28 protein-coding genes and 3 tRNA genes are annotated in these 23,186 nt (G+C 65.6%); 12 read left to right on the top strand and 19 right to left on the bottom strand.

Translation table 11 applies throughout. The features are described 5' to 3' along the window. From GOQ09_RS19110 to GOQ09_RS19120, 3 genes are all read right to left on the bottom strand, one after another. Positions 1 to 252, bottom strand: coding sequence for an MbtH family protein (locus GOQ09_RS19110; protein ID WP_157614961.1), 252 nt, complete (start codon positions 250 to 252; stop codon positions 1 to 3). A gap of 102 nt (positions 253 to 354) precedes the next feature. Continuing rightward, positions 355 to 582, bottom strand: coding sequence for a DUF4880 domain-containing protein (locus GOQ09_RS19115; RefSeq protein WP_157614962.1), 228 nt, complete (start codon positions 580 to 582; stop codon positions 355 to 357). Between the two features lie 102 nt (positions 583 to 684). Then, positions 685 to 1,230: a sigma-70 family RNA polymerase sigma factor gene (locus tag GOQ09_RS19120; RefSeq protein WP_157614963.1), complete on the bottom strand. Its 546-nt coding sequence runs from the start codon at positions 1,228 to 1,230 to the stop codon at positions 685 to 687. Positions 1,231 to 1,536: 306 nt separating this feature from the next. On the opposite strand from GOQ09_RS19120, the gene GOQ09_RS19125 reads away from it, so the two are divergent. Continuing rightward, positions 1,537 to 2,388: a plasmid replication/partition related protein gene (locus GOQ09_RS19125; RefSeq protein ID WP_157614964.1), complete on the top strand. Its 852-nt coding sequence runs from the start codon at positions 1,537 to 1,539 to the stop codon at positions 2,386 to 2,388. Positions 2,389 to 2,411: 23 nt separating this feature from the next. Here GOQ09_RS19125 and GOQ09_RS19130 read toward each other — a convergent pair whose 3' ends face one another. Both GOQ09_RS19130 and GOQ09_RS19135 read right to left on the bottom strand, forming a co-directional pair. Beyond that, the gene (locus GOQ09_RS19130) at positions 2,412 to 2,996 is read right to left on the bottom strand and encodes a BPSL1445 family SYLF domain-containing lipoprotein (protein ID WP_157614965.1); all 585 of its coding nucleotides are present in this window, start codon (positions 2,994 to 2,996) and stop codon (positions 2,412 to 2,414) included. Positions 2,997 to 3,162: 166 nt separating this feature from the next. Further along, positions 3,163 to 4,116, bottom strand: a complete 954-nt coding sequence (locus GOQ09_RS19135; protein ID WP_157614966.1) for a LysR family transcriptional regulator — start codon at positions 4,114 to 4,116, stop codon at positions 3,163 to 3,165. A gap of 71 nt (positions 4,117 to 4,187) precedes the next feature. Here GOQ09_RS19135 and GOQ09_RS19140 point away from each other — a divergent pair, with 71 nt between their 5' ends. The 5 genes from GOQ09_RS19140 (at position 4,188) to GOQ09_RS19160 (ending at position 8,544) form a co-directional block, all read left to right on the top strand. Next, a complete protein-coding gene (locus GOQ09_RS19140) occupies positions 4,188 to 5,330 on the top strand; it encodes a DSD1 family PLP-dependent enzyme (RefSeq protein WP_157614967.1) in 1,143 nt (380 codons plus the stop codon). A gap of 11 nt (positions 5,331 to 5,341) precedes the next feature. Next, positions 5,342 to 5,728, top strand: a complete 387-nt coding sequence (locus GOQ09_RS19145) for a RidA family protein (RefSeq protein WP_157614968.1) — start codon at positions 5,342 to 5,344, stop codon at positions 5,726 to 5,728. A gap of 165 nt (positions 5,729 to 5,893) precedes the next feature. Next, positions 5,894 to 6,883: a hypothetical protein gene (locus GOQ09_RS19150; protein WP_157614969.1), complete on the top strand. Its 990-nt coding sequence runs from the start codon at positions 5,894 to 5,896 to the stop codon at positions 6,881 to 6,883. A 114-nt stretch (positions 6,884 to 6,997) separates the two neighbouring features. Then, a complete protein-coding gene (locus GOQ09_RS19155) occupies positions 6,998 to 8,203 on the top strand; it encodes a phosphatase PAP2 family protein (protein ID WP_157614970.1) in 1,206 nt (401 codons plus the stop codon). An 8-nt stretch (positions 8,204 to 8,211) separates the two neighbouring features. Further along, the gene (locus tag GOQ09_RS19160; protein ID WP_347563253.1) at positions 8,212 to 8,544 is read left to right on the top strand and encodes a LysR family transcriptional regulator; all 333 of its coding nucleotides are present in this window, start codon (positions 8,212 to 8,214) and stop codon (positions 8,542 to 8,544) included. Here GOQ09_RS19160 and GOQ09_RS26410 read toward each other — a convergent pair. The 12 genes from GOQ09_RS26410 to folC form a co-directional block, all read right to left on the bottom strand. Beyond that, positions 8,500 to 8,877 (bottom strand): amidohydrolase family protein, encoded by a 378-nt coding sequence (locus tag GOQ09_RS26410; RefSeq protein WP_347563254.1) that lies wholly within the window; start codon positions 8,875 to 8,877, stop codon positions 8,500 to 8,502. The two genes, GOQ09_RS19160 and GOQ09_RS26410, sit on opposite strands and share 45 nt — an antisense overlap. An 18-nt stretch (positions 8,878 to 8,895) precedes the next feature. Continuing rightward, positions 8,896 to 9,096 (bottom strand): hypothetical protein, encoded by a 201-nt coding sequence (locus GOQ09_RS19165; RefSeq protein ID WP_157614971.1) that lies wholly within the window; start codon positions 9,094 to 9,096, stop codon positions 8,896 to 8,898. 20 nt (positions 9,097 to 9,116) lie between these two features. Further along, positions 9,117 to 9,674 carry a type 1 glutamine amidotransferase domain-containing protein gene (locus GOQ09_RS19170; RefSeq protein ID WP_157614972.1) on the bottom strand — a complete coding sequence of 186 codons (558 nt, stop codon included), beginning with the start codon at positions 9,672 to 9,674 and terminating at the stop codon, positions 9,117 to 9,119. A gap of 161 nt (positions 9,675 to 9,835) precedes the next feature. Beyond that, positions 9,836 to 9,912, bottom strand: a tRNA-Asp gene (locus GOQ09_RS19175). Positions 9,913 to 9,981: 69 nt separating this feature from the next. After that, a tRNA-Glu gene (locus GOQ09_RS19180) sits at positions 9,982 to 10,057 on the bottom strand. Between the two features lie 54 nt (positions 10,058 to 10,111). Continuing rightward, positions 10,112 to 10,187, bottom strand: a tRNA-Ala gene (locus GOQ09_RS19185). 36 nt (positions 10,188 to 10,223) lie between these two features. Continuing rightward, positions 10,224 to 11,612, bottom strand: a complete 1,389-nt coding sequence (gltX, locus tag GOQ09_RS19190; RefSeq protein WP_157614973.1) for a glutamate--tRNA ligase — start codon at positions 11,610 to 11,612, stop codon at positions 10,224 to 10,226. An 8-nt stretch (positions 11,613 to 11,620) separates the two neighbouring features. Next, positions 11,621 to 12,841 (bottom strand): O-succinylhomoserine sulfhydrylase, encoded by a 1,221-nt coding sequence (locus tag GOQ09_RS19195; RefSeq protein WP_157614974.1) that lies wholly within the window; start codon positions 12,839 to 12,841, stop codon positions 11,621 to 11,623. An 8-nt stretch (positions 12,842 to 12,849) separates the two neighbouring features. Beyond that, entirely contained in the window at positions 12,850 to 14,355 is a 1,506-nt protein-coding gene (gene purF, locus GOQ09_RS19200) for an amidophosphoribosyltransferase (RefSeq protein ID WP_157614975.1), read from the bottom strand. 12 nt (positions 14,356 to 14,367) lie between these two features. Next, entirely contained in the window at positions 14,368 to 14,853 is a 486-nt protein-coding gene (locus tag GOQ09_RS19205; protein ID WP_157614976.1) for a CvpA family protein, read from the bottom strand. Positions 14,854 to 14,871: 18 nt separating this feature from the next. Further along, positions 14,872 to 15,759, bottom strand: coding sequence for an SPOR domain-containing protein (locus GOQ09_RS19210; RefSeq protein ID WP_157614977.1), 888 nt, complete (start codon positions 15,757 to 15,759; stop codon positions 14,872 to 14,874). Positions 15,760 to 15,820: 61 nt separating this feature from the next. Then, positions 15,821 to 17,128 carry a bifunctional tetrahydrofolate synthase/dihydrofolate synthase gene (gene folC / locus GOQ09_RS19215; protein WP_157614978.1) on the bottom strand — a complete coding sequence of 436 codons (1,308 nt, stop codon included), beginning with the start codon at positions 17,126 to 17,128 and terminating at the stop codon, positions 15,821 to 15,823. A 57-nt stretch (positions 17,129 to 17,185) separates the two neighbouring features. Here folC and GOQ09_RS19220 point away from each other — a divergent pair, with 57 nt between their 5' ends. The 4 genes from GOQ09_RS19220 to argG all read left to right on the top strand — a co-directional run bounded on the left by GOQ09_RS19220 (position 17,186) and on the right by argG (position 20,035). Then, positions 17,186 to 17,545, top strand: coding sequence for an ArsC family reductase (locus tag GOQ09_RS19220; protein ID WP_157614979.1), 360 nt, complete (start codon positions 17,186 to 17,188; stop codon positions 17,543 to 17,545). A 58-nt stretch (positions 17,546 to 17,603) separates the two neighbouring features. Then, positions 17,604 to 18,194 carry a hypothetical protein gene (locus GOQ09_RS19225; RefSeq protein WP_157614980.1) on the top strand — a complete coding sequence of 197 codons (591 nt, stop codon included), beginning with the start codon at positions 17,604 to 17,606 and terminating at the stop codon, positions 18,192 to 18,194. A 146-nt stretch (positions 18,195 to 18,340) separates the two neighbouring features. Next, the gene (locus tag GOQ09_RS19230) at positions 18,341 to 18,667 is read left to right on the top strand and encodes a pyrimidine/purine nucleoside phosphorylase (RefSeq protein ID WP_126746289.1); all 327 of its coding nucleotides are present in this window, start codon (positions 18,341 to 18,343) and stop codon (positions 18,665 to 18,667) included. Positions 18,668 to 18,694: 27 nt separating this feature from the next. Further along, positions 18,695 to 20,035: an argininosuccinate synthase gene (argG, locus tag GOQ09_RS19235; RefSeq protein ID WP_157614981.1), complete on the top strand. Its 1,341-nt coding sequence runs from the start codon at positions 18,695 to 18,697 to the stop codon at positions 20,033 to 20,035. Positions 20,036 to 20,115: 80 nt separating this feature from the next. On the opposite strand, the gene GOQ09_RS19240 is transcribed toward argG, so the two are convergent. Together GOQ09_RS19240 and murB are read right to left on the bottom strand one after the other, a co-directional pair. Further along, positions 20,116 to 20,949, bottom strand: a complete 834-nt coding sequence (locus GOQ09_RS19240) for a glycine-rich domain-containing protein (RefSeq protein WP_157614982.1) — start codon at positions 20,947 to 20,949, stop codon at positions 20,116 to 20,118. Next, positions 20,949 to 22,001: a UDP-N-acetylmuramate dehydrogenase gene (gene murB, locus GOQ09_RS19245; RefSeq protein WP_157614983.1), complete on the bottom strand. Its 1,053-nt coding sequence runs from the start codon at positions 21,999 to 22,001 to the stop codon at positions 20,949 to 20,951. Before murB ends, GOQ09_RS19240 begins: the two co-directional genes overlap by 1 nt. A 44-nt stretch (positions 22,002 to 22,045) precedes the next feature. Between murB and GOQ09_RS19250 the strand changes: the two genes are divergently transcribed. Both GOQ09_RS19250 and GOQ09_RS19255 read left to right on the top strand, forming a co-directional pair. Beyond that, a complete protein-coding gene (locus GOQ09_RS19250; RefSeq protein WP_015866547.1) occupies positions 22,046 to 22,531 on the top strand; it encodes a YajQ family cyclic di-GMP-binding protein in 486 nt (161 codons plus the stop codon). A 7-nt stretch (positions 22,532 to 22,538) separates the two neighbouring features. Continuing rightward, positions 22,539 to 23,180 (top strand): retropepsin-like aspartic protease family protein, encoded by a 642-nt coding sequence (locus GOQ09_RS19255; RefSeq protein ID WP_157614984.1) that lies wholly within the window; start codon positions 22,539 to 22,541, stop codon positions 23,178 to 23,180. Positions 23,181 to 23,186 lie beyond the last annotated feature (6 nt).

A 23,186-nucleotide genomic window follows, 5' to 3' on the forward strand; every position in this document is an offset into this window, starting at 1 on the left:
TCAACCGGCCGCGGTTTCGGTGGTGGGGTTTTGTTCTTGCCGCGCCATCCATTCGCGCAGCGACCGGGGCCTCATATCGGTCCAGGCCTCTTCGACATAGGCAAGGGCGGTCTTCTTGTCACCCTTGATGCCGTCGACCGCGGTCCATCCCTTTGGCACGGCCTTCCAGTGGGGCCAGATGGAATACTGGTCTTCGTGGTTGACCAGAACAATGAAGGTCTCGTCTTCGCGATCGAAGCAGCTCGTCGACATGGATGCGTCCTTATGCGGTTGAACAGGTTCTGGCGATCAGCCGGCCCGACGGGCCTTCCGTTCGCTCCTCTGTTCAACAAGACGTTTCAGGACGCGATCTGTTCACTCCGCAGAAGCCGGGGGAGAAGCAGGGGAAGACTCAGGCGGCACAAGGCCCGCGAGCAGCGATAGGCGGGCCGCCTTGTCGTAGGCCTTGCGATGCAGGGGGTCGGCAAGAAGCCAGGCGGTCATCTCGCTGCGCGCAGCCGCATCGAAGCTCTCGCGGTCGTACTCGCGCTGCACCCACTGCCATGCGGCGTTCCAGATGGGATCGTCCTGTTCTTGTGTCATGTGCGTGAACGTGTGGCATTGCGCGGCAGCACAATGCATTGGCGCTAAGGCTTTTACCTTACACCAATCCCGCACGCATTCAGGCCTTCAATTGCCCAGGGCTCAATCGTCGTCGAGCAGCCGGCCGCATTCCTTGATGGCCTGGGCCGCTTCGGCGATCAGCCCGTTCACCAGCCCGAGCGCGCAGCCCAGGCGCAATGCGATCTCGCGCTGCGTGAGGCCTTCGAGCCGGTAAAGCTCGAACACCAGGCGCGTTCGCGCAGGCAGTGCCGCCAGCACCTTGTCGATCGCGTGGATCGCCTGGCGCTCGCGCATCAGGCGGTCGGGCGAAGGGGGCCCCGCCACGTCGAGGGCCTCGACATCGACATCGAAGGTGCGGTAGTTGGCTTCGACGGTATGCCGCCGGCAGCAGTCGAGCGCCACGTTGCGCACCACCTGGCAGCAATAGCCGATCGGCCGATCGGCCTTGCGCACGCAGGGGCCGTCGGTGATCTTCAGGTAGGCATCCTGCAGCACGTCGTCGGCGAGTTCCGCGGTGCGCACGATTCTTCGCGCCACGCGCAAAAGCTGCGGACGGTTGGCAATGAAGACTTCGGCGAGCGTGGGCTCGGAAAGAGGCAACGCCATGTCGATGGACTCTCTCATCATGCGAAGCGCAGCGCCAACCGCGCGAAAGAACGTCGACGAGGTTGAAGACACATGAACATGAGGGAGGTACTCCTGAAGTGCTCAATACAAATGAGAATTATTACTACTTGTGGATACAAAAATGCCCCATTTCCCGATCTCTTCATGCTCCATACCCAGTAGACGTTCGAACACCCCAAACCGAGACAGCCAGACGCCGATTTAGCGCAACCAAACGTTCGGCGATGGTGGGCCGCCTGCATGACAGCCAGATGATCACGCGCGGGCGGCAACTAGAATTTCGCCCCTTTCCCCGATCCCTGCCTCATGAACATCGTCGTCAACGAAGAACTCAAAGCCTATATAGATCCATTGACTCCCGAGGAGCACGAGGCGCTGGAGCGCAGCATCCTCACCGAAGGCTGCCGCGACGCGCTGGTGCTGTGGGGCGACGTGCTGGTGGACGGCCACAACCGCTACGGCATTTGCCAGAAGCACGGCCTGCCGTTCCAGACGGTGCAGAACACGCGCTTCAAGACGATCGAGGACGTGCACCTCTGGATGATCGACCAGCACCTGGGCCGGCGCAGCATTTCCGACTTTCTTCGCGGCGTGCTGGCACTGCGAAAGAAAGACATCGTCGACGAGCGCCGCGCGCGCGCAATGGCCGACACGGCGCCGCCTGACGACGGCGCGCCGTTCGATGCCGACCCGCCCGCCGGACCGTCCGATAACAGCGCCCCTGCCCTGCCCCCGCCCGCACCGCTGAGCAGCCGCGAAGCCATTGCACGCGCCGCGCGGCTCAGCAGCAACCAGGTGGTGATGATCGAGAAGATCCAGAAGCAGGCTGCGCCTGAGCTGGTGGCGGCCGTGAAGTCGGGTGTCATTTCCATCAACACCGCGGCGGCGGTGGCCAGCCTGCCCGCTGAAGAGCAGGTTTCGGCGGCGAACGCGGGCAAGGACGAACTCAAGCAGGCCGCCAAGCGGGTTCGCGAGGCCAAGCGCAAGCCGCGCGAAGAAGCGGGCGAGGCTGCTGACTCGGCTGAATCGAATACAGCCGACCAGCCGGCAAAGGCCGAAGCACTGCAGCTGCTGGAGCAGCGCGTGGCAGAACTCACGGCCGAGAACGAGGCCTTGCGCAAGCAGGTCGCCGAGCTGCAGGCGCAGCTGGCGAACTGATCAGGAAGCGACTCGCAGGCCGCCTACAGCCGGATCTCGCTGATCTTCGCGCCCGACACGGACACGCCGGCCTCGAGCCCCACGTTGGTCAGCACGAAGCCGACCACGGGCTGGCGCAGCGTGTTGGTGTCGATGCTGCCGTTGGCACCGAAGGTTGCCGCGGCCACGGTGGCATCGGCACCGGCCGTCCACCCCTTGCTGCTGCGGAACTTGTCGAGCGCGGCCTGCGTGGTGAACACGTAGATCACCGCCTTCGACTGCGCACCGGCCTGGAAGCCGATCGAACCCGCGGTGGTGCTGTAGTAGGCCTGCGTGCGCCCGTTCACGCGCAACGCACCGCGCCCATACTCGGCGCCCACGCCCATGCTGGCGCCGACCACGGCCGGAAACACCAGCACGCCAGTCGACGAGGCGACCAGTTCGCGCGAGCCCCTGGCGGAGCCGTACAGCTTGGACAATGCGGCGTCGACCTGCGCGTCGATCGAGGCGCGCGACGATGCGCTGCTCGCCTGGTCCTGGGGCCTGGTGGTCGTGCAGCCCACGGCCGCAATGCCGGCGACTGCAACCGCACATGCGAGCGCAAGGCTTCGGAGTTGAATGGACCGCATGGTGCTCTCCTTTGTAGGTAGCTTCAGAAAAAGCCGGGGTGCTTCGTGCCGACCGGCAGGGTGTTCGACCCATGCTAGTTCTACAAAATTCCGCCAAAACTCGTTTGCGGAAACGGCCTACGCGAAGTCAGGCCGTTCAGGAAGCAAGGGCTTGGCGGAGCGCGTTTCAGCGCCGCTGAGCCGGCAGTTTTCCGAGGGATTCCTCAAGAAACTGAAGCAGCGCCTGGACGCGCGCCGTACGGCCCTGCCGCGTGGGCACCAGCGCCGTCACGGGCGCACTGTCGAGCGCCCAATCGGGCAGCACCCGCACCAGGGTTCCGCGGGCAATCGACTCCGCGGCATCCCACTCGGAGCGCAGCACCAGGCCAAGGCCCTGCTCGGCCCACTCGCGCGCCACGGTGCCGTCGTTCGAGGTGTAGCTGGGCACGATGCGCACCGTTTCGCGCGGCTTCTGCCGCCGCGCGGCATCATCCACCTTTGCCTTGCCCGCCGCCTTCGCGCTGGGCCGGTGAAAGTGCCACAGCGTCACGTCTTCCTCGTTCTCGCGGATGCTGATGCAGCAGTGCTTCAGCAGCTCGCGCGGCTCGCTGGGCGTTCCGTGCGTGCGCAAGTAAGCCGGGCTCGCGCACAGCCAGCGCTCGTTGAAGGCGAGCGTGCGCGCAACCCACGACGAATCGCGCACCGTGCCGATGTGAATCACCACGTCCGAATCGTGCCTGTCGGGCCACGGCGTTTCCCTCAGGTCGAGTTGCAGGCCCAACGAGGGATGCAGCCGCGCAAAGCGCGCGAGCATCGGTGCGATGCGCTGCCTTCCATAGCCGAAGGGCGCCGCAATGCGCAGCGTGCCGGTCAAGCGGCGGTCGTTGCGCTGGAACGATTGCGGCAAAGCCTCGAGCCCCGCCAGCAACGTCGCCGCTTCGCGCGCAAAGCGCTCGCCCTCCGGCGTCAGGCTCAGGCGCCTTGCGGTGCGAACCGCCAGCGAAACATCGAGCATGGCCTCCAGCTTGCGCAGCCGCATCGACAGCGCGGGCGGCGTGACGTTCAACGCGCGCGCGGCCGCGCTCAACGAAGGCGCCTGCGCGAGCGCCGCGGCAAGTTGCAGGTCTTCGATGCGGAGCATTCAGCTGAGCTTAACGATTGGTGTAGTTTCATTAAACCACGCAGCACCCTCGAATTACTACAGTCAGGTCCATGAACACACCATCGCACCTCGCCACGCTCGACACGCCGGCAGCCCTCATCGACCTGCCGCGCATGCGGCACAACATCGACCGCATGCAGGCGCGCATGAACGCGTTGTCCGTGCGTTTTCGCCCGCATGTGAAGACCACCAAGTGCACGCCCGTCGTGCGCGCCCAGCTGGCCGCGGGTGCGCAGGGCATCACCGTTTCCACCTTGAAGGAGGCGGAGCAGTTCTTCGCCGACGGCATCACGGACATCCTCTACGCGGTCGGCATGGCCCAGCACCGGCTGCCGCAGGCGCTCGCGCTGCGCCGCAAGGGCTGCGACCTGAAGATCATCACGGACAGCCCGGCCTCGGCGGCGGCAATTGCCGAGTTCGGCCGCGCGCATGGCGAGGTGTTCGAGGTCTGGATCGAGGTCGACACCGACGGTCACCGCTCCGGCATCAAGCCCGACGAAGCAGCGCTGCTCGAAGCGGCAAACGCCTTGCACGCGGGCGGCATGCGGCTCGGCGGGGTGCTCACGCACGCGGGCTCCAGCTACGAACTCGACACACCTGAAGCGCTGGCGGCCATGGCCGAGCAGGAACGCGCGGGCTGCGTGCGCGCGGCCGAGCGCCTGCGCGCCGCGGGCCTGCCCTGCCCGGTGGTCAGCGTCGGCTCCACGCCCACCGCACTGCATGCGCAACAACTCGACGGCGTGACAGAAGTGCGTGCAGGCGTGTATGTGTTCTTCGACCTCGTGATGAAAAACATCGGCGTCTGCGCCACCTCGGACATTGCGCTGAGCGTGCTCACGACGGTGATCGGCCACCAGCCGGACAAGGGCTGGGCGATCGTCGATGCGGGCTGGATGGCGATGAGCCGCGACCGCGGCACGCAGAAGCAGAAACGCGACTTCGGCTACGGCCAGGTCTGCGGTGTCGATGGCGAGCCGATCGACGGCTATGTGCTGAGCGGCGCCAACCAGGAGCACGGCATCCTGTCGCGCGAAGGCACGCCCGACACGGACATTGCGGGGCGCTTTCCCATCGGCACGCAACTGCGCATACTGCCCAACCACGCCTGCGCCACCGGCGCGCAGTTTCCGCAGTACCACGCGCTGGCGCAAGATGGAACACTCGCAACCTGGAGCCGGTTCCACGGCTGGTGAGAAAGAAGCGCATGACAAACACTGTTCAGTACATCGCTCCTGAAAGCCTTGCAGCGCCGGGCGGGCACTACAGCCACGCGACCGTGGCCAACGGCTTCGTCTTCGTCTCTGGCCAACTGCCCATTGCAGCCGGCGGCGCCAAGCTGACCGAGGCCTCGTTCGAGGAGCAGACGCGCCAGGTTCTCGACAACCTGAAGGCCGCATTGGTAGGGGCCGGGAGCGGCATCGACCGCTTGGTTCAGGTTCGCGTCTATCTCGACGCCATCGAGAACTGGCCCGCATTCAATACCATCTATTCGGAATGGGCCGGCAATGCACGCCCGGCTCGCGCGATCGTGCCGACGGGGCCATTGCACTTCGGATTCAAGGTCGAGGCGGAAGCGGTCGCGTTGGCCTAGTTCAGGCACTCGAAGGCGAAGCGCCGCTTTGCGTGCCAATGGCATACTGAATGCGCCATGAAACACTCGCGAGATGCCCTCTCCGCGCCGTTCGGCCAACGGCGGAATTCTCGCGGAAAAGGCCGTCGCAGTCCGTGGAAAGAGACCCTTCTCTTCATCGGCTCCATGCTCGTTGCCGCCTTTCCTGCCGCGGCGCAGGGAGCGGGCCCGAAAGAATGCCGTACGGCACGCAATGCAGATCTTCCTCGCCTCGACCGCATCCACGTTCGCGACGAATTCCGCGTCTTCTACACGCTGGATGGAGAGCATGCGTTGCCCGATGCCCGCGACGCCAACCGCAACGGCGTGCCCGACAAGGTCGAGGACGTGGCCACGCAACTGGTGGTGGGGCGGCGCATCTTCTCCGAAGTGATGGGCCTCACGCATCCGATGCGCCAGGTTCGCAATGCGCGCACCGCATCGATCGACGTCTTCCTGCTCAAGATGGAGAAAGGGAATGGCCGCTCCTATGACGAAGCGACGAACTATCGCCTTGGCATCGACGGGCCCCAGGGGCACTGCGCATTGCGTATCGACCTGCTGAACAGCCATTCGAACCAGAACGTGTCGCCTGCCCACGAACTCTTTCACCAGTATCAGTACGGCTACACCATGTTCAAGGCGCGCTGGCTCCTGGAGGGCACCGCGCGTTGGGCTGAATACGCCTTGCGTCCCGGGGTGGGCGCGGAGCACTCCTTGCCCGGCACGTTGCCGGCCCTGCAGGCACAGGTGTTCGCCGAAAGTTACGCAGCCAGCGCGATGTGGAACCGCCTTGCAACGCTGCTGGACCCAGAGGGTCGGCTCGAACTGCCGCCCGACCTGGCGCGCATCACCTACGTCGACGGCAGCCCGGTCGTCCACGACAACCAGCTGCGCGGTGCGGCTTTCATGAAGGCAATGTTCGAAGCGCTCGGTCCGCTGGACCGCCAGGTGTCGGCGCGAAATGGCTGGGCCGCCTTCGGCTGGAAGGAAGAAGACCAGCGCTCGCCGGCACACGACGCCGAGATCTTCCGCGAATTGCTGCAGTTGGTGCGTGCGCTGGCCAAACGCTCGGGCACCGCCTCCACCTCCGCGGAGATGGAAGCCTTCCTGGCGTTGCAGGCCACCCTGCCCTGACGGGCACGGGCGCCGCCGCCTTGCCCGTCACGGCGGGCAGCGACGCGCTGGCACCGGGCGTTCTTCGCGCCAGGAGGATGCTAAATTGGGCGGCCAGGATTGTGAAAACGCTGGATGAATTCACTCAACCTTGCCCTCTTCAACGCACTCGCCGCCGGCTTCTCTCCCTCCCCCACGCTGCTGTGGTTTGCATCGGCGATTGCGCTGGGCTCGTCGTGGGTATGTGCGGCCATTCTTGCCTGGGTGGCATGGCGCCGGCCCGCGCGGCGCACTTGCGTGCTGGCCGTGCTGGCCGCCGGAGGCGCCGCTTCGCTGATCTCGCACGAGATCGCGGCGTCCATCGGTATGCCGCGCCCCTTCATGGTGGGACTGAGTCCCGCCCATGTGCCGCACGGCGCGCGCGCGGGCCTGCCCAGCACGCACGCCTCGGTGATGTTCACCATGGCTTTCATGCTCTTGCTGCGGCGCGGGCTGCGTGACGTAGGGCTGCTCGTTCTTGCCGTGGCCGCAGTCACCGCGTGGTCCCGCATCTATGCCGGAATCCATTTTCCGTTCGATATTGCGGCAGGTGCGCTGCTGGGCGCATGCATTGCCGGAGCGCTGCTTGCGCTGCAGGCCGCAGGGCGCAAGTTCGCCCGCACATCCGCCGCCGCGCCGGCATGGCCGCTGCGCGCGTTAGCAGCCGGCAGGGCGGGGCCCTCGCTGGTGCTGGTGTTCGGCTTTGCCGCCGCATGGATCGGGTTGAATACGCCTGAGTCGATCGGGCCGGCGGTCCTGGAGGAAAGCGGGCCGGTCGAGAAAAGCACGGTTCTCCTGTATCTCGCCGCGGCGGCATGCCTGGCAGCGGTGCGGGTGGCGTCGCTGTCGCGGCTGGACAAGACGGCTATCTGCATCGTGCTTCTTGCCTTTGCCGCGCGCGAAGCGGACGGGCACCTGGCGCACCACGGCAGCCTGGTCTTCGCGCCCATCGCCGTGGCCGGCGCATGGCTCGCAAGGCGCGCCTGGTCTGCGCGAGACGCGTTGCGCGCATGGTGGCAACGGCGGCCGGAAGCCACCACCCTGCTGACCTTTGCCGCAGTGATCGGAACCGCGATCGTTCTCGACCAAGTACCCGCGGTGCTTGCGGACCAAGACGCCTTGGGCGGCAGGCCCGCGGGCCTGTACCGCTACCTCGTGCTCAGCTTCGAGGAGGTTCTGGAACTGGCGTTGCCGGTGCTTGCGTTGCTCGGCATCGTGCAGGTAAGGTGGGGCTGGAACCGGGGCGCCAACGGTGCCGGGCGTTCAACGCGCGCAGCACTTTCCGCGCGGGCCGGTTCATAGAATGCCGCATGGAAACCCGGCAGATGCGTTGTATCGTGGCGATCGCGGAGGACGGCAGCCTTACCCGCGCCGCAGAAAATCCCGACCTTGCGCAACCCGCATTGACGCAGATGCTGAAACGGCTGGAAAGCGAAGTCGGCACCAAGCTCTTCACGCGCACGCGTCGCGGCGCCGCCCTCACCGAGGCAGGGCTGGCCATCGTCGACGACCTGCGGGCCAGCCTCGCCTATGGCGATGCGGCAACCGAACGCGTTCGCGCCATGGGCGCCGGACGCGCGGGCCGGCTGACCATCGGCTTAGTCACCCACGCCGCGAGAAATCGGGCAAGGGCAGGCCCATGAGGTTGAGCCGGATGCCGCAGATGCCAGCCTCGGCAAGCGCGCGCAATTCGGCAAAGGGCGTTCCGGGTGCACCACGGCAACGCCGCGCAAGCGATCCGGGCAGGCGCGCAATGCGCGGAGCATGAAGCTGTTGTCGGCGCCCAGGAAGCCGGGCTGGACCAGCAGCGCATGCGAAATTCCATGCGCATCCAGCAGGCCCAGGTATTCAGCGGGCGTGGCGTCGTAGTCCGGCGCGTGCCGACGCTGTGGAGCGAGCGGCAGGTTGCTCACGAAATGCCAGCGCCTGTTGTTTAGTGATAACCGCAGCTTATGGAAGCGCCCTCGCGCATCCATGCACCGAGGGCGATGCGCTCAGGGCTTCGGGTGAACGAACGGCCGGGCCTTCTGCAGGAAGACCTTGTGCAGCGCGTCGAGCTCTTCCAGGTCGCGCTGCAGCGCCGATTTGTCATACGGCTTGCCGGCGGCGATGTCGGTCATCCACCGGTCGTATTTGTCTCGCTGGCTGCGCCACTCTTCATACGCAACGCGCAGCTCGTCCCATTGAACAGTCATGGCGACAACAGCAGGCCCGGTCAGGCGTGCGCGTGGGCGTCGGCAAAGAGCCGGACCATTTCGCGGTCGAACGCCGGCAGGTCCTTCGGGCCGCGGCTGGTCACCAGATTGCCGTCGACCACCACTTCGTTGTCCACCCACTTCGCCCCGGCGTTCTTCAGGTCGGTGCGCAGCGAAGGCCACGAGGTCATCGTGCGGGCCTCTACCCCCTTCGCCTCGATGAGCGTCCACGGGCCATGGCAGATGGCGGCAATCGGCTTGTGGGCCTTGACGAAGTCCTGCACGAAAACCACGGCCTGCTCGTTGATGCGCAGCGCATCGGGGCTCATCACGCCGCCGGGCAGCAGCAGTGCGTCGAACTCGTGCGCGGCCGCCTGCGCAAGCGGGACGTCGACGGTGAAGGTATCGGCCGGGTCGCCGTGCCTGGAGCCACGCACGCGGTCGTTCTTGGGCGACACGATCTTCGTTTCCGCACCCGCGGCTTCGAGGGCCTTGCGGGGGTCGGTCATCTCGGACTGTTCGAAGCCGTCCGTCACGAGAATGGCGACCTTCATTCCTTCGAGTTGGTGCTTGTTCATGTGAACTCCTTTCGTCGGTGAGCAAACGCCCAAGCTACAGGTGCGCGCGCACCGGCCGGTCGGCATGCGTCGGCTCCCCGTGTCGGACAAGTCGCGCCAAGCAAGAACAGAAGCACATAGCAAAAAGCCCCTGTAGCAGAACTGCTACAGGGGCTCATGTTTGGCGGAGTGGACGGGACTCGAACCCGCGACCCCCGGCGTGACAGGCCGGTATTCTAACCAACTGAACTACCACTCCTGGTAGACAACGTTCACTCCTTGCGGAGCCGAGTGTTGACAACTCGTGCCTGCTTCACTTGCATGAAACTGGCGACCCTACGGGGATTCGAACCCCGGTAGCCACCGTGAAAGGGTGGTGTCCTAGGCCTCTAGACGATAGGGTCAAAACCTTAGGAACCGTGCTGCGATCAGCACTTATCTTCTTCTCGACACTTTGATGGTGGAGGTAAACGGGATCGAACCGATGACCTCTTGCATGCCATGCAAGCGCTCTCCCAGCTGAGCTATACCCCCGTGTGGGTGTCGAGCCTCGAATTATAGACCGAAAAATCAGGCCCTTTTCAGACGCTCCACAACTTTTTCACGAGAAAAGATTGCGAGCACCGAATCGAGGGATGGCGTCTGCGGTGTTCCCATCACGAGGACGCGAACCGGCATGGCCAACACAGGCATTTTCACAGAATGTGCGGCCAGAACTTCCTTGATGGCCGCGGCGATCGAAACTTTTTCCCACGGCACGCTCGCGAGCTTCTCGGCGAGCGTGGCAATGACAGGTTTCACCGCATCGGTGACGTGCTGCGTGCGATCGGCTTCGCTCGGCGTCACGTCCGTGTAGAAAGCGGCGGCCCAGTCGGCCAGTGCAACCGTGGTTTCGCAGCGGTCCTTGAAGAGCGCGCAAATGGCGGCAAGGCGATCGTCGGCCTCGATGCCACGCTTCTTCAGCTGCGCGGCCACCAGCGGGGCGAGTTCCGCATCGGGCTTGGCCTTGATGTACTGCGCATTCACCCATGCGAGCTTCGCGGCGTCCCATTGCGCAGGGCTCTTGGACAAGTGCGAACCGTCGAACCAGCTCACCATCTGCTCGCGCGTGAAGAGCTCGTCGTCGCCATGGCTCCAGCCGAGGCGCGCCAGGTAGTTGAGCATGGCCTCGGGCAGGTAGCCGTTCTCTTCATACGCGGTAACGCTCACGGCGCCGCGGCGCTTGGAGAGCTTTTGCCCGTCGTCACCCAGGATGACCGGCACATGGCCGAACTGCGGCAGCGGCGCGCCCAGTGCGCGAAAGATGTTGATCTGCCACGGCGTGTTGTTGATGTGCTCGTCGCCGCGGAACACGTGCGTGATGGCCATGTCCCAGTCGTCGACCACCACCGCAAAGTTGTAGGTGGGCACACCGTCGGGCCGCAAGATGATGAGATCGTCGATCTCGCGGTTGTTGATGGTGATCTCGCCCTTGACGAGGTCGTTCCAGGTCACGTCGCCTTCGGGCGGATTGCAAAAGCGCACCACCGGTGGCACGCCTTCGGGCACGGGCGGCAGCACCTTGCCGGGCTCGGGACGCCAGCGCCGGTCGTACAGCGTCTTTTCGCCGCGCGCACGTTGCGCTTCGCGCATCTCGTCGAGCTCGGCCGGCGTGCAGTAGCAGTGGTAGGCCGTGCCGGCGGCAAGCATCTGCGCGATGACTTCGCGGTAGCGCTCCAGGCGCTGCATCTGGTAGATCGGGCCTTCGTCATAGTCGAGGCCGAGCCAATGCATCGAAGCAAGGATCTGGTCGGTCGAATCCTGTGTGGAGCGGGCCACGTCGGTGTCTTCGATGCGCAGCACAAACTCGCCGCCGTGGTGACGCGCGTAGGCCCACGAATAAAGCGCGGTGCGCGCGGTGCCCAGGTGAAGAAACCCGGTGGGAGACGGAGCGATGCGGGTGCGAACTTTGCCGGTCATGGGGTCGATCAGGATTTCAGGGTGCCAAGGCCGCGAAGCAAGTCGGCCTTGATGTCGTCGATGTACTCGAGGCCCACCGCCACGCGGATGAGCCCCTGGCTGATGCCGGCAGCCTGGCGCTGCACTTCGGTCAGACGCCCGTGCGACGTGGTGCCGGGGTGCGTGATGATGGTCTTGGTGTCGCCCAGGTTGGTGGCAATGCTCACCACGCGCGTGCTGTTGATCACATGGAAGGCATTGGCGCGCGCCGTTTCGGGGTCGTTGCCGACCACGTCGAACGACACCACCGCCCCGCCCTGCCCCGACTGCTGGCGCATGGCCAGTTCATGCTGGGGATGCGAGGCAAGGCCAGGGTAGTAGACGCGTGCGACGCCGGGCTGCGTTTCGAGCCACCGCGCCACGGCCAGCGCGTTGGCGCATTGCGCCTGCATGCGAATACCGAGCGTTTCCAGCCCCTTGAGCACCACCCACGCGTTGAATGGCGACAGCGCCATGCCGGCGGTGCGCACCACCGGGCCGAACACGTCGACGATGAGCTTCGATGGACCGCAGATCGCACCGGCCATCACACGGCCCTGGCCGTCGAGATACTTGGTGCCCGAATGAATGACGAGGTCGGCGCCCAGTTCGGTCGGGCGCTGCAGCGCGGGCGTGCAAAAGCAGTTGTCGACCGCAAGCAGCGCGCCGGCACCGTGCGCCAGGTCGGCCAGCGCGCGGATGTCGCACACCTCGGTGAGCGGATTGGTCGGCGTTTCGGCGAACAGCAGCTTGGTGTTGGGCTTCAGGGCCGCGCGCCATTCGGCCACGTCGGTCTGCGAGACGAAGGTGGTCTCGACACCGAACTTGGCGAACTCCTTGCCGAACAGGTTGAGCGTGGAGCCGAACACCGAGCGCGAGCAGATCACATGATCGCCCGCCTTCAGCAGGCCCATGCACATCATGAGGATGGCGCCCATGCCGGTGGAGGCACCGATGGCTGCTTCCGTGCCTTCCATGGCCGCAAGCCGCTGCTCGAAGCTGGTGACCGTGGGGTTGGAAGTGCGCGAGTAGGTAAAGCCCGCTTCGGTGCCGGCAAAACGGCGCGCCGACGTTTCTGCGTCGGGCTGCACGAATCCGCTGGTCAGGAACAGCGCTTCGGAGTGCTCGCCGTGCTGGCTGGGTGCCAGCGCGGTGCGCAGCGCGAGCGTGTCGCGGTGCAGTCCGGGCGGCAGGGTTCGTTCATCGGTCAATTCAGCTCTCACTCGCTGTGATTGGGAAGCGCAAGGCGCGACGAATCTTCTTCGGTCTCTTCGATGCGCGGACGGTTTCCGTTCATGCGAGAGATGGCTTCGGTGTCGATGTCGCCGGTCACGTACACGCCGTCGAAGCAGGAGGCATCGAAGCCGCTCAGCTTGGGGTTGAGCGAGCCGATGGCGCGCTTCATGGCGTCCACGTCCTGGTAGATCAGTGCGTCGCAGCCGATCAGTTCACGGATCTCCTCGACCGTGCGGTCGTGCGCCACCAGCTCGTCCTTGGTGGGCATGTCGATGCCGTAGACGTTGGGGTAGCGCACCGGCGGCGCGGCGCTGGCCAGGTAGACCTTGCGTGCGCCTGCATCGCGCGCCATCTGCACGATTTCGCGGCTGGTGGTGCCGCGCACGATCGAGTCGTCGACCAGCAGCACGTTGCGGCCCTTGAACTCGCTGCCGATCACGTTGAGCTTTTGGCGCACCGATTTCTTGCGCACGCCCTGCCCCGGCATGATGAAGGTGCGGCCCACGTAGCGGTTCTTCACGAAACCTTCGCGGTACGGCACGCCCAAGAGGTGCGCGAGCTGCGTGGCGCTCGGGCGGCTCGACTCGGGAATGGGAATGATCACGTCGATCTGGTTCGGCGGCACGGTCGACACCACGCGCTTGGCCAGCGTTTCGCCCAGGTTGAGCCGCGCCTGGTACACCGAGATGCCGTCGAGCACCGAGTCCGGACGGGCCAGGTACACGAATTCGAAGATGCAGGGGTTGAGCGTGGGCGCTTCGGCGCACTGCATCGAGTGCACGTTGCCTTCCAGGTCGATGAACACTGCTTCGCCGGGTTCGATGTTGCGCTCGAACACGTGGCCCGAACCTTCGAGCGCCACGGACTCGCTGGCCACCATCACGGTGCCGTCCTTCTCGTTGCGGCCCATGCAGAGCGGGCGAATGCCGTACGGATCGCGGAAAGCCAGGAGGCCGTGGCCGGCGATGAGCGACACCACCGCATACGAGCCGCGCAGGCGCTTGTGCATGTTCTTGACCGCGGCAAACACCTCGGCCGGGTTCAGCGGCACGCCGCGCGATGCGCGCTCGAGCTCGTGCGCGAGCACGTTGAGCAGCACTTCGGAGTCGCTCTCGGTATTGGTGTGGCGGTGGTCGGTGGAGAACAGCTCCGCGCGCAACGCATGCGCATTGGTGAGGTTGCCGTTGTGCACCAGCACGATGCCGAAGGGCGCGTTCACGTAGAAGGGCTGCGCCTCTTCCTCGCTGTAGGCGTTGCCCGCCGTCGGGTAGCGCACCTGGCCTAGGCCCACGCTGCCGGGCAGCGCCCGCATGTTGCGGGTGCGGAACACGTCGCGAACCATGCCCTTGGCCTTGTGCATGAAGAACTTGCGTTCGAGCAGGGTCACGATGCCGGCCGCGTCCTGGCCGCGATGCTGCAGCAACAGCAAGGCGTCATAGAGCAGCTGATTGACGGGTGCGTTGCTGACAACGCCGACGATTCCACACATGAACGATTCCTCTCAGGGCAGGTAGCTTGCCAACTTTTCAGGCAACGCGGGTTTCAGGCCCTGCAATGCCGCATCGAGAACAATGGCGCTGTGCGATTCATGCCACCAGGCACTGTCGCTCAACGCCAGCAAATGAACAATGACCGCCAGCACGAGCAGGGCAACCGCACCCCGCGCCGCTCCAAAGGCCCCACCCAATATTCGGTCCACCGGCCGGAGGCCGACAGCCGCAATCAGCTTTCGCGTCAGCGCGGCCACCAGGCCCACGCCGAACGCCACCCCGACGAACACCAGCACAAAGGCCAGCGGATAACGCCAGGGGGCCTGCGGGTCGCCGAACGGCAGCCATGCCGCCACGTCCGACGCCAGCCATTGGGCGGCAATGAAGGCAGCTACCCAACCCACCAGCGAAATCACTTCGAACACCAAGCCGCGCCACAGGCCGAACAGCATCGACACCACGATGAGCGTGACGGCAATCCAGTCGAGCAAGGCCACGGCAGCGAGCGATGGCTACTACAACGTGAGGATGGCGGCCGACAAAGACAAGCCCTTGACCTTATCCGCGGCCTTGTCCGCCTCGGCACGCGAGCTGAACGGGCCGACACGCACACGCGTACGCTCACCGTCGGCCGTCTTGGCCACGTGCACATAGGTCTTCAGGCCCGCCTTCTCGAGTTTCTGCCGCACTTCGCGTGCCTTGTCGGCGTCTGCGAAGGCACCTACCTGCACCACGAAGCGGCCGCTGTCTTCGGAAGCGGCGGGCTTGGTGCTGGTGTTGGAAGGCTTGCCTTCGAGCAAGGCTCGGGCGCGGTTGCCGTCGTCGGCCGAGGCGGGCTTTGGCGCCGCTGGCTTGGGCTCGGGCTTGGTTTCCGGCTTGGCTTCCGGCTTTGGCTTCGGCTCGGGCTTGGGTTCCGGCTTGGGCTCGGGTTTCGGTTCAGGCTTTGGCTCGGGCTTGCGCTCCGGCTTGGGTTCGGCCGCGGGCTTTGCCGGGGCAGCGGCGGCCGGCGGCGTGCTTGCCGCGGGCTTGCTCGGGTCGATTTCGGTGCCGTCGGCGGTTTCGGTGATCATGCCGCCCGAGGACGACGGTGCCGCAGCAACGCGCGAGCTGCCGTCGGCCGCGCCGGTGGGTGCGGCCGGCGCCGGTGTGGCGGGCACCGACAGGGGCTTGACCTTGTTGCGGTCTGGAATCTCGATGGGAATGTCGACCGACACCGGCCGCGGCTGGGTGTCGAACAACAGCGGAAAGCCGATCACGCCAAGCAGCACCAGGACGGCGGCGCCCACCAGCCGGTGCCGCGCGCGGCGACGCATGGTTTCGACACTTTCCGCGGGAACAGCCGCGGGTGCGCTGCGTCCTTCGTTGCCTTGCGGGCCGCGCGTGCGGAACTTGAAAAACGCCATGAAGTTCGATCCCTGGAGGAGTGCAGCGAGGTGGTGCCAGATGGTGCGGACGGTTCGGCGATCAGCCGCCGGGCAGCAGGTGTTTGGCTTGCAGCCGCGGAGTGCCGTGTTCCAGCACGCCACCCACGGTGAAGAACGATCCGAAGACCACGATTCTATCAGCGGGGTCTGCGTGCTCGATGGCTGCGCGCAGCGCTTCCATCGGCCCCGCGTGCACGCTGCCGGAGACGTCGGTGCGCGTGTTCTGCGCCTGCCAGCTCGCGAGCAGATCGCTCGCCTTTGCGGCACGCGGCGTGGGCAGATCGGTGAAATACCAGCGGTCGATCATCGGGCCGATGCGCGCGAGGATGGGGGCTAGGTCCTTGTCGGCCATGACGCCGAACACCCCGTGCGTGGTGGGATAGAAACCCATGGCGTCGAGGTTCTCGGCCAGCGCCGCAACCGCATGCGCGTTGTGCGCCACGTCGAGCACCAGCGCGGGCTCGCCCGGAACAATCTGGAAGCGTCCGGGCAGCTCGACCATGGCAAGCCCGGTGCGCACCGCCTGCGCGGTTATGGGCAACTGCTGGCGCAACGCCTCGAGCGCCGCGAGCACGCCCGCTGCATTGAGCAGCTGGTTGGCGCCGCGCAGCGCCGGATAGGCCAGCCCGCTGTAGCGCCTGCCGCGGCCCGACCAGCCCCACTGCTGCTTGTCGCCGGACACGTTGAAGTCGTGCCCGAAGCGCCACAGGTCGGCGCCGATGGCAGTTGCATGGTCGATCACGCTTTGCGGCGGCATCGGGTCGCTCACGATGGCGGGCTTGCCCGGGCGCAGGATGCCGGCCTTCTCGAAGCCGATGCTTTCGCGGTCGGGCCCCAGGTAGTCCATGTGGTCGAGGTCGATGCTCGTGATGACCGCGCAATCGGTGTCGATGATGTTGACCGCGTCGAGCCGGCCGCCAAGCCCCACTTCGAGGATTGCCACGTCAGGCTTCTCCTCGATCATGCAGCGCAGGATGCCGAGCGTGGTGAATTCGAAGTACGTCAGGGCCATGTCGCCCCGGGCTGCCTCCACCACCTCGAAGTTTGCTATTAATTTAGAAGCATCGACAGCTTCGCCCGCCAGCCGCAGCCTTTCTTCGAAGCGCACAAGGTGCGGCGACGTGAAAACCGCGGTGCGGTAGCCCGCGTGCGTAAGGATCGATTCGAGCATGGCGCAGGTCGAACCCTTGCCGTTGGTGCCGGCCACGGTGATGACCGGGCAGTCGAAGCGCAGGCCCATACGGGCCGCCATTTCCTTGGCGCGCTCGAGACCGAGTTCGATGTTCTTCGGATGAAGTTGCTCGGCGCGCGCGAGCCAGTCGTTAAGGGTTTCCATGGAGCCCGGCATTGTCGCCGACCAGCAAAGCGCGGGTCGCGGCAAGTTTTATCGGCATCATTGGCATCCATGACAACCCTCTACGGAATTCCCAACTGCGACACCGTCAAGCGCGCCCGCGACTGGCTCGACGAACACGGCATTGCCTACACCTTTCACGACTTCAAGAAGCAAGGCGTGCCCGAGGCCGAACTCGACCAGTGGCTCAAAAAGCCGGGGTGGGAAGCATTGGTCAACCGCCGCGGCACCACCTGGCGCAAGCTCGATGAAGCTGAGAGAAACGCGGTGGTCGATGCCGCTTCGGCCCGGGCAGTGCTGCTGGCCAACCCAAGCCTCATCAAGCGGCCGGTGGTCAACTGGGGCGCCAAAACCGGCGTTACGACAGGGTTCGACGCGCAAGCCTGGGCCGCCGCCGTGAACGCCGTGTAAACGCCGGAACCCTGCCTTGCCGGCCAGCCTCCAACCCCGATCTGCAGGAGAGAACACCATGAACAGACACGTCTTTCGCACCCTCGCGGGCCTCTCGGCGGCCGGTTTGCTGGCGGTGGGCGCCACCGCTGCGCAGGCCCAGGAAGCATGGGCGCGGGTGATTTCCGCCACCCCCGTCTACGAGACCACCGGCAGCAGCCCCAGCTACAACGTCACCTACGAATACAACGGCCGGCAGTACACCACCCGCATGAGCAGCCGACCGGGCGCCACCATCCCGATCCACGCCAACGCCTACGGCGTGACCACGGCACCGGTTGCACCCCAGCCGCAGCTGCAGCCCTACCCGGTCGAGGCCAACAGCGGTCAACAGCAGTACCAGCAGAGCCCCCAATACGCCCAACCGTCCCAGCAAGGCGGATCGCCGTGGGACAACGTGGTGCCCGAGCCAGGGGTGGTGCTCTCCAATGCGCCAGCCCCCACCTATGTGCAGCCCGCCCCGGTGTACGCGGCACCCGTTTACGTGCAGCCAGCCTACGTGTACCCGCAGCCCTACATCTATCCGCCCGTCGGCCTCTCGCTGAATTTCGGCTACTCCAGGGGATGGGGCGGCTACCGCGGCGGATGGGGCCACCGCCACTGGCGCTGAGCCGTGCATAGGCAGGCGCCCGCACAGAGGCTGCCGGCGCGGGTTCGGCCAAGCCCTAAAATCGGGGACTTTTCCAACCCCGAGGGGTGCGCTGCCGCGGTGGTGCGTCCTCGACAAGCCGACCGCGCATGCGCCGGCGCCATCCAATGACGACGACTACCGACACTCTCAACAGCGCCGCAGTGGCGACCAAGGCCAACGTGTACTTCGACGGCAAGTGCGTGAGCCACAGCCTCACGCTGGCCGACGGCACGAAAAAATCGGTCGGCGTGATTCTTCCGTCCACCCTGACCTTCAAGACCGGCGCGCCTGAAATCATGGAAGGCACGGCCGGCAGCTGCGAATACCAGCTCGAAGGCACCACCGAATGGGTCACGGCAGGCCCCGGCCAGAAGTTCAGCGTTCCAGGCAATTCGAGCTTCCAGATCCGCGTGGCGGGCGAGCCCTACAGCTACATCTGCCACTTCGGCTGAACCCAGACCTGCCAACCGGACACCCACATGTCGACCATTCTCCAAAACGTTCCCGCCGGCCAGAAGGTCGGCATTGCCTTTTCGGGCGGCCTGGACACGAGCGCCGCGCTGCACTGGATGAAGCTGAAGGGCGCGATTCCCTACGCCTACACCGCCAACCTCGGCCAGCCCGATGAGCCCGATTACGACGAGATTCCCCGCAAGGCAATGCTCTACGGCGCCGAGAACGCCCGCCTGATCGACTGCCGCGCGCAGCTCGCCAATGAAGGCATTGCCGCGCTGCAGGCCGGTGCTTTCCACGTCACCACTGCCGGCGTTACCTACTTCAACACCACGCCGCTCGGCCGCGCGGTCACCGGCACCATGCTGGTGTCGGCCATGAAGGAAGACGACGTTCATATCTGGGGCGACGGCAGCACCTACAAGGGCAACGACATCGAGCGCTTCTACCGCTACGGCCTGCTCACCAACCCCAACCTGAAGATCTACAAGCCCTGGCTCGACCAGCTGTTCATCGACGAACTCGGCGGCCGCGCCGAGATGTCGGCGTTCATGACCAAAGCCGGCTTCGGCTACAAGATGTCGGCCGAAAAGGCCTACAGCACCGACTCCAACATGCTCGGCGCCACGCACGAGGCCAAGGACCTGGAGAACCTCGACAGCGGCATGCAGATCGTGCAGCCGATCATGGGCGTGGCATTCTGGAAGGACGAAGTCGAGGTCAAGCGCGAAACCGTTACCGTGCGCTTCGAAGAAGGCCGCCCGGTCGCCCTGAACGGCGTGGAGCACGCGAACCTCGTTGACCTCATCCTGGAAGCCAACCGCATCGGCGGGCGCCACGGCCTGGGCATGAGCGACCAGATCGAGAACCGCATCATCGAGGCCAAGAGCCGCGGCATCTACGAAGCCCCCGGCCTCGCGCTGCTGTTCATCGCCTATGAGCGCCTGGTCACCGGCATCCACAACGAAGACACCATCGAGCAGTACCGCGACCATGGCCGCAAGCTCGGCCGCCTGCTCTACCAGGGCCGCTGGTTCGATCCGCAGGCCATCATGCTGCGCGAAACGGCACAGCGCTGGGTGGCGCGCGCCATCACCGGTGAAGTGACCATCGAGCTGCGCCGCGGCAACGACTACTCGATTCTCAACACCGTGTCGCCCAACCTCACGTACCAGCCCGAGCGCCTGAGCATGGAAAAGGTGGCCGGCGCGTTCACGCCGCTCGACCGCATCGGCCAGCTCACGATGCGCAACCTCGACATCGTCGACACGCGCGAGAAGCTCGCGATCTACACCCGGACCGGGCTGCTGTCGCCCGGCCAAGGCACCTCGGTGCCGCGGCTCACCAACGACGACGAAACCAAGTAAGCCTGCGCGGCGCTTCCTGCAATGACAAACGGGCCCTCGCGGGCCCGTTTTCATTTGCGCGGTGCGCGTCTGTCGGTCGATCAGTCGCCGCCACCGCCTCCGCCGCAACCACCACCGCAGCCGCCGGAAGAATCCCCTCCTCCGCTGCCGCCGTCGCCGCTGCCGCTCGACTCGCTGCCGCCAAAGCCGCCCGCATCGCCCGCGCCACCGCCATCCGACGACGAATCGCCAAAGCTGGTGCCGCAATGGGCGTCGGAGCCGTTGTGCCGGTCGACGGCCTTGCAATCGGGCACGTAGTCGAAGCCGCCCGGAATGCCGAACTTCACATCCAGCGCAAACAGCAGCGGCAGCCGCGAGGGCTTGCGCGGATCGATGCTTTCTTCCTTGCAGGCCCAATACCAGGTGCGACGCAGGCCGTCGTTGCGCTTCGGGTCCTTGCCCAGCACCTCGGCCGGGCTGTGGTGCAGCATGCCGCCGAAGGCCGCCTTGCACCAGTTCTGGTAGCCCTGCGTGTGCAGAATGAACTCGTGCCAGGCGGTATCGACCACCTTGGAAGGCATGGCCACGAACTTGCGGCCGCTGCGCAAATGGGCCATGAAGAACTGGCGCAGGCCGCGCAGCACCAGCTCGGCGTCGCGCACGCTCAGCCCCGGGTGCGCCGCGCGCAGCTTGCCGACGAGAAACGGCGGCATGCGGGCTTCGCGGATGAACTGCCGTCGCAGGCTGGTTTCCATGAAGCCCAGCGTGGCCGCCAGGGCCCACGCGCCAAGAACCAATGGCACCAGCACCAGCCAGCCACCATTGCGAAAGGCCAAGAACACCGCGACAAGGCCCCCGACCACCACTGCTCGGCGTGCCCACATCAGCGCGGCGATGCGCCGCCGGTAGTTCAGGTGCAGGAAGTCCAGGTCCATCAGACGACCACTGGCTCCGGCTCCAGCCGGATGCCGAAGCGCTCGTACACGCTGGTCTGGATGGCCTTGGCAAGCGTCATTACCTCGCCACCGGTTACGGGGTTTTCAAGGCCGCCGCGGTTCACCAGCACCAGTGCCTGCTTTTCGTACACGCCGGCGTTGCCGACGGACTTGCCCTTCCAGCCGCAGGCATCGATGAGCCAGCCGGCCGCCAGCTTGATGCTGCCGTCCGCCATGGGGTAGTGCACGATCTTCGGGTCGCGCGCGATGATGTCGGCGCATTGTTCGGGCGTGACCGTCGGGTTCTTGAAAAAGCTGCCCGCATTGCCGAGCAGGCGCCAGTCGGGCAGCTTGGCGCGGCGAATGGCGCAGATCCAGTCGAATACGTCGGTGGCGCTCGGCGTGAAATTGCCGGTTTCTTCCATCTTGCGCTCGAGGTCGAGGTAGCCCACCACGGCCTTCCAGGGCTTGGGCAGCCGAAAGCGCACCCGGGTGATCAGCGCCCGGCCCGAAAGCCCGAAGTCGTTGGGCCCGCTGCGCACATGCTTGAACACCGAGTCGCGGTAGCCGAAGGCGCACTGCGCGGCGTCCAGCGTAAAGCTGCGGCCGGTGTCCAGGTCGATGGCGTCGAGCGATTCGAAGCGGTCTTGCAGCTCGACCCCGTAGGCGCCGATGTTCTGCACCGGCGCGCCGCCCACCGTGCCCGGAATGAGCGCCAGGTTTTCGAGCCCCGGGTAGCCGTTTGCCAGCATCCAGTGGATGGCGTCGTGCCAGACCTCGCCCGCGCCGGCCTCCACGATCCAGGCGCGCGGGGTCTCGTCGACCAGCCGCAGGCCCTTGATCTCGACCTTGAGCACCAGCGGCTTCACGTCGCCCGTGATCACGATGTTGCTGCCCCCGCCCAGCACGAAGCGGGGGGCGTCGCGCCAGCGCGGATCGGCCCGCAGCTCGGCCACGTCCTCCTCGTTGGCAATGCGCGCCAGGTTGTGCGCGCGCGCGACGATGCCGAAGCTGTTGTACGGCTGCAGCGGGACGTTGTTCTCCACGATCATGGGAGAATTGTCGCATCCAGCTACCGTGAATCCAGGAGGAGCCCATGCCGTCTTTCGATACCGTCTGCGAACCCAATCTGCCCGAAGTGAAGAACGCGGTCGAAAACACCGCCAAGGAAATCGCAACGCGCTTCGATTTCAAGGGCACGGCTGCCGCCGTCGAGCTCAAGGACAAGGAAATCACCATGATCGGCGACGCCGAGTTCCAGCTCGTGCAGGTCGAGGACATTCTTCGCGCCAAGCTCACCAAGCGCAGCGTCGATGTGCGTTTTCTCGACAAAGGCGACGTGCAGAAAATCGGCGGCGACAAGGTCAAGCAGGTCATCAAGGTCAAGAGCGGCATCGAATCCGAGCAAGCCAAGAAGATCACGCGCATCATCAAGGACAGCAAGCTCAAGGTGCAGGCCGCCATCCAGGGCGACGCGGTGCGCATTACAGGCGCCAAGCGCGACGACCTGCAGGCCGCCATGGCGTTGATCAAGAAGGACGTGCCCGACATGCCCCTCTCGTTCAACAACTTCCGCGACTGAGCCCCGAATGAAATCGCTCGTCGTCGCAGCGCAGTTGCTGGCTGCCGCTGCAGGGGCGCATGCGGCGAGTTCGGTCATGCTGACCGGCACCATCGGCAGCCGCGCCATCCTCATCGTGAACGGCGCCCCGCCCAAGACGGTGGCAGTGGGCGAAACCTTCCAGGGCGTCAAGCTCGTGTCGCTGCAGGCCGAGCAGGCCGTGGTCGAGCTCGAAGGCAAGCGCGTCAACCTGCGCATGGACACGCCGGTGAGCATTGGCGGCGGCACAGGTACGGGCGGCGGCAGCCGCATCGTGCTGCCGGCGGACAGCCGCGGCCATTTCATGACACAGGGCGCCATCAACGGGCGCACGGTCACGTTCATGCTCGACACCGGCGCCACCTCAATCGCGCTTTCGGCGGCCGACGCGCAGCGCATCGGGCTCGACTACAGCAAGGGGCAGCGGGTTCAGATGAACACCGCCAACGGCGTGTCCAGCGGCTACAAGCTGCGGCTGCAGTCGGTGCGCGTGGGCGATGTGGAGGTGTACGACGTCGACGCCATCGTCTCTCCGCAGCCCATGCCTTTTGTGCTGCTGGGCAACAGCTTCATCAACCGCTTTTCGATGCGCCGCGACGCGGACCAGATGGTCCTCGAGAAGCGCTATTGACCGTCG

The sequence above is a fragment of the Variovorax paradoxus genome (genome assembly GCF_009755665.1).
In the GTDB taxonomy this organism is placed as follows: Bacteria; Pseudomonadota; Gammaproteobacteria; order Burkholderiales; family Burkholderiaceae_C; genus Variovorax; species Variovorax paradoxus_G.

What these genes read in the sequence shown, in the direction of transcription:
- GOQ09_RS19110 (WP_157614961.1), bottom strand. Translation starts at nt 252, where the DNA reads ATGTCGACGAGCTGCTTCGATCGCGAAGACGAGACCTTCATTGTTCTG.
- GOQ09_RS19115 (WP_157614962.1), bottom strand. Translation starts at nt 582, where the DNA reads ATGACACAAGAACAGGACGATCCCATCTGGAACGCCGCATGGCAGTGG.
- GOQ09_RS19120 (WP_157614963.1), bottom strand. Translation starts at nt 1,230, where the DNA reads ATGATGAGAGAGTCCATCGACATGGCGTTGCCTCTTTCCGAGCCCACG.
- GOQ09_RS19125 (WP_157614964.1), top strand. Translation starts at nt 1,537, where the DNA reads ATGAACATCGTCGTCAACGAAGAACTCAAAGCCTATATAGATCCATTG.
- GOQ09_RS19130 (WP_157614965.1), bottom strand. Translation starts at nt 2,996, where the DNA reads ATGCGGTCCATTCAACTCCGAAGCCTTGCGCTCGCATGTGCGGTTGCA.
- GOQ09_RS19135 (WP_157614966.1), bottom strand. Translation starts at nt 4,116, where the DNA reads ATGCTCCGCATCGAAGACCTGCAACTTGCCGCGGCGCTCGCGCAGGCG.
- GOQ09_RS19140 (WP_157614967.1), top strand. Translation starts at nt 4,188, where the DNA reads ATGAACACACCATCGCACCTCGCCACGCTCGACACGCCGGCAGCCCTC.
- GOQ09_RS19145 (WP_157614968.1), top strand. Translation starts at nt 5,342, where the DNA reads ATGACAAACACTGTTCAGTACATCGCTCCTGAAAGCCTTGCAGCGCCG.
- GOQ09_RS19150 (WP_157614969.1), top strand. Translation starts at nt 5,894, where the DNA reads ATGCTCGTTGCCGCCTTTCCTGCCGCGGCGCAGGGAGCGGGCCCGAAA.
- GOQ09_RS19155 (WP_157614970.1), top strand. Translation starts at nt 6,998, where the DNA reads ATGAATTCACTCAACCTTGCCCTCTTCAACGCACTCGCCGCCGGCTTC.
- GOQ09_RS19160 (WP_347563253.1), top strand. Translation starts at nt 8,212, where the DNA reads ATGGAAACCCGGCAGATGCGTTGTATCGTGGCGATCGCGGAGGACGGC.
- GOQ09_RS26410 (WP_347563254.1), bottom strand. Translation starts at nt 8,877, where the DNA reads ATGGATGCGCGAGGGCGCTTCCATAAGCTGCGGTTATCACTAAACAAC.
- GOQ09_RS19165 (WP_157614971.1), bottom strand. Translation starts at nt 9,096, where the DNA reads ATGACTGTTCAATGGGACGAGCTGCGCGTTGCGTATGAAGAGTGGCGC.
- GOQ09_RS19170 (WP_157614972.1), bottom strand. Translation starts at nt 9,674, where the DNA reads ATGAACAAGCACCAACTCGAAGGAATGAAGGTCGCCATTCTCGTGACG.
- gltX (WP_157614973.1), bottom strand. Translation starts at nt 11,612, where the DNA reads ATGACCGGCAAAGTTCGCACCCGCATCGCTCCGTCTCCCACCGGGTTT.
- purF (WP_157614975.1), bottom strand. Translation starts at nt 14,355, where the DNA reads ATGTGTGGAATCGTCGGCGTTGTCAGCAACGCACCCGTCAATCAGCTG.
- GOQ09_RS19210 (WP_157614977.1), bottom strand. Translation starts at nt 15,759, where the DNA reads ATGGCGTTTTTCAAGTTCCGCACGCGCGGCCCGCAAGGCAACGAAGGA.
- folC (WP_157614978.1), bottom strand. Translation starts at nt 17,128, where the DNA reads ATGCCGGGCTCCATGGAAACCCTTAACGACTGGCTCGCGCGCGCCGAG.
- GOQ09_RS19220 (WP_157614979.1), top strand. Translation starts at nt 17,186, where the DNA reads ATGACAACCCTCTACGGAATTCCCAACTGCGACACCGTCAAGCGCGCC.
- GOQ09_RS19225 (WP_157614980.1), top strand. Translation starts at nt 17,604, where the DNA reads ATGAACAGACACGTCTTTCGCACCCTCGCGGGCCTCTCGGCGGCCGGT.
- GOQ09_RS19230 (WP_126746289.1), top strand. Translation starts at nt 18,341, where the DNA reads ATGACGACGACTACCGACACTCTCAACAGCGCCGCAGTGGCGACCAAG.
- argG (WP_157614981.1), top strand. Translation starts at nt 18,695, where the DNA reads ATGTCGACCATTCTCCAAAACGTTCCCGCCGGCCAGAAGGTCGGCATT.
- GOQ09_RS19240 (WP_157614982.1), bottom strand. Translation starts at nt 20,949, where the DNA reads ATGGACCTGGACTTCCTGCACCTGAACTACCGGCGGCGCATCGCCGCG.
- murB (WP_157614983.1), bottom strand. Translation starts at nt 22,001, where the DNA reads ATGATCGTGGAGAACAACGTCCCGCTGCAGCCGTACAACAGCTTCGGC.
- GOQ09_RS19250 (WP_015866547.1), top strand. Translation starts at nt 22,046, where the DNA reads ATGCCGTCTTTCGATACCGTCTGCGAACCCAATCTGCCCGAAGTGAAG.
- GOQ09_RS19255 (WP_157614984.1), top strand. Translation starts at nt 22,539, where the DNA reads ATGAAATCGCTCGTCGTCGCAGCGCAGTTGCTGGCTGCCGCTGCAGGG.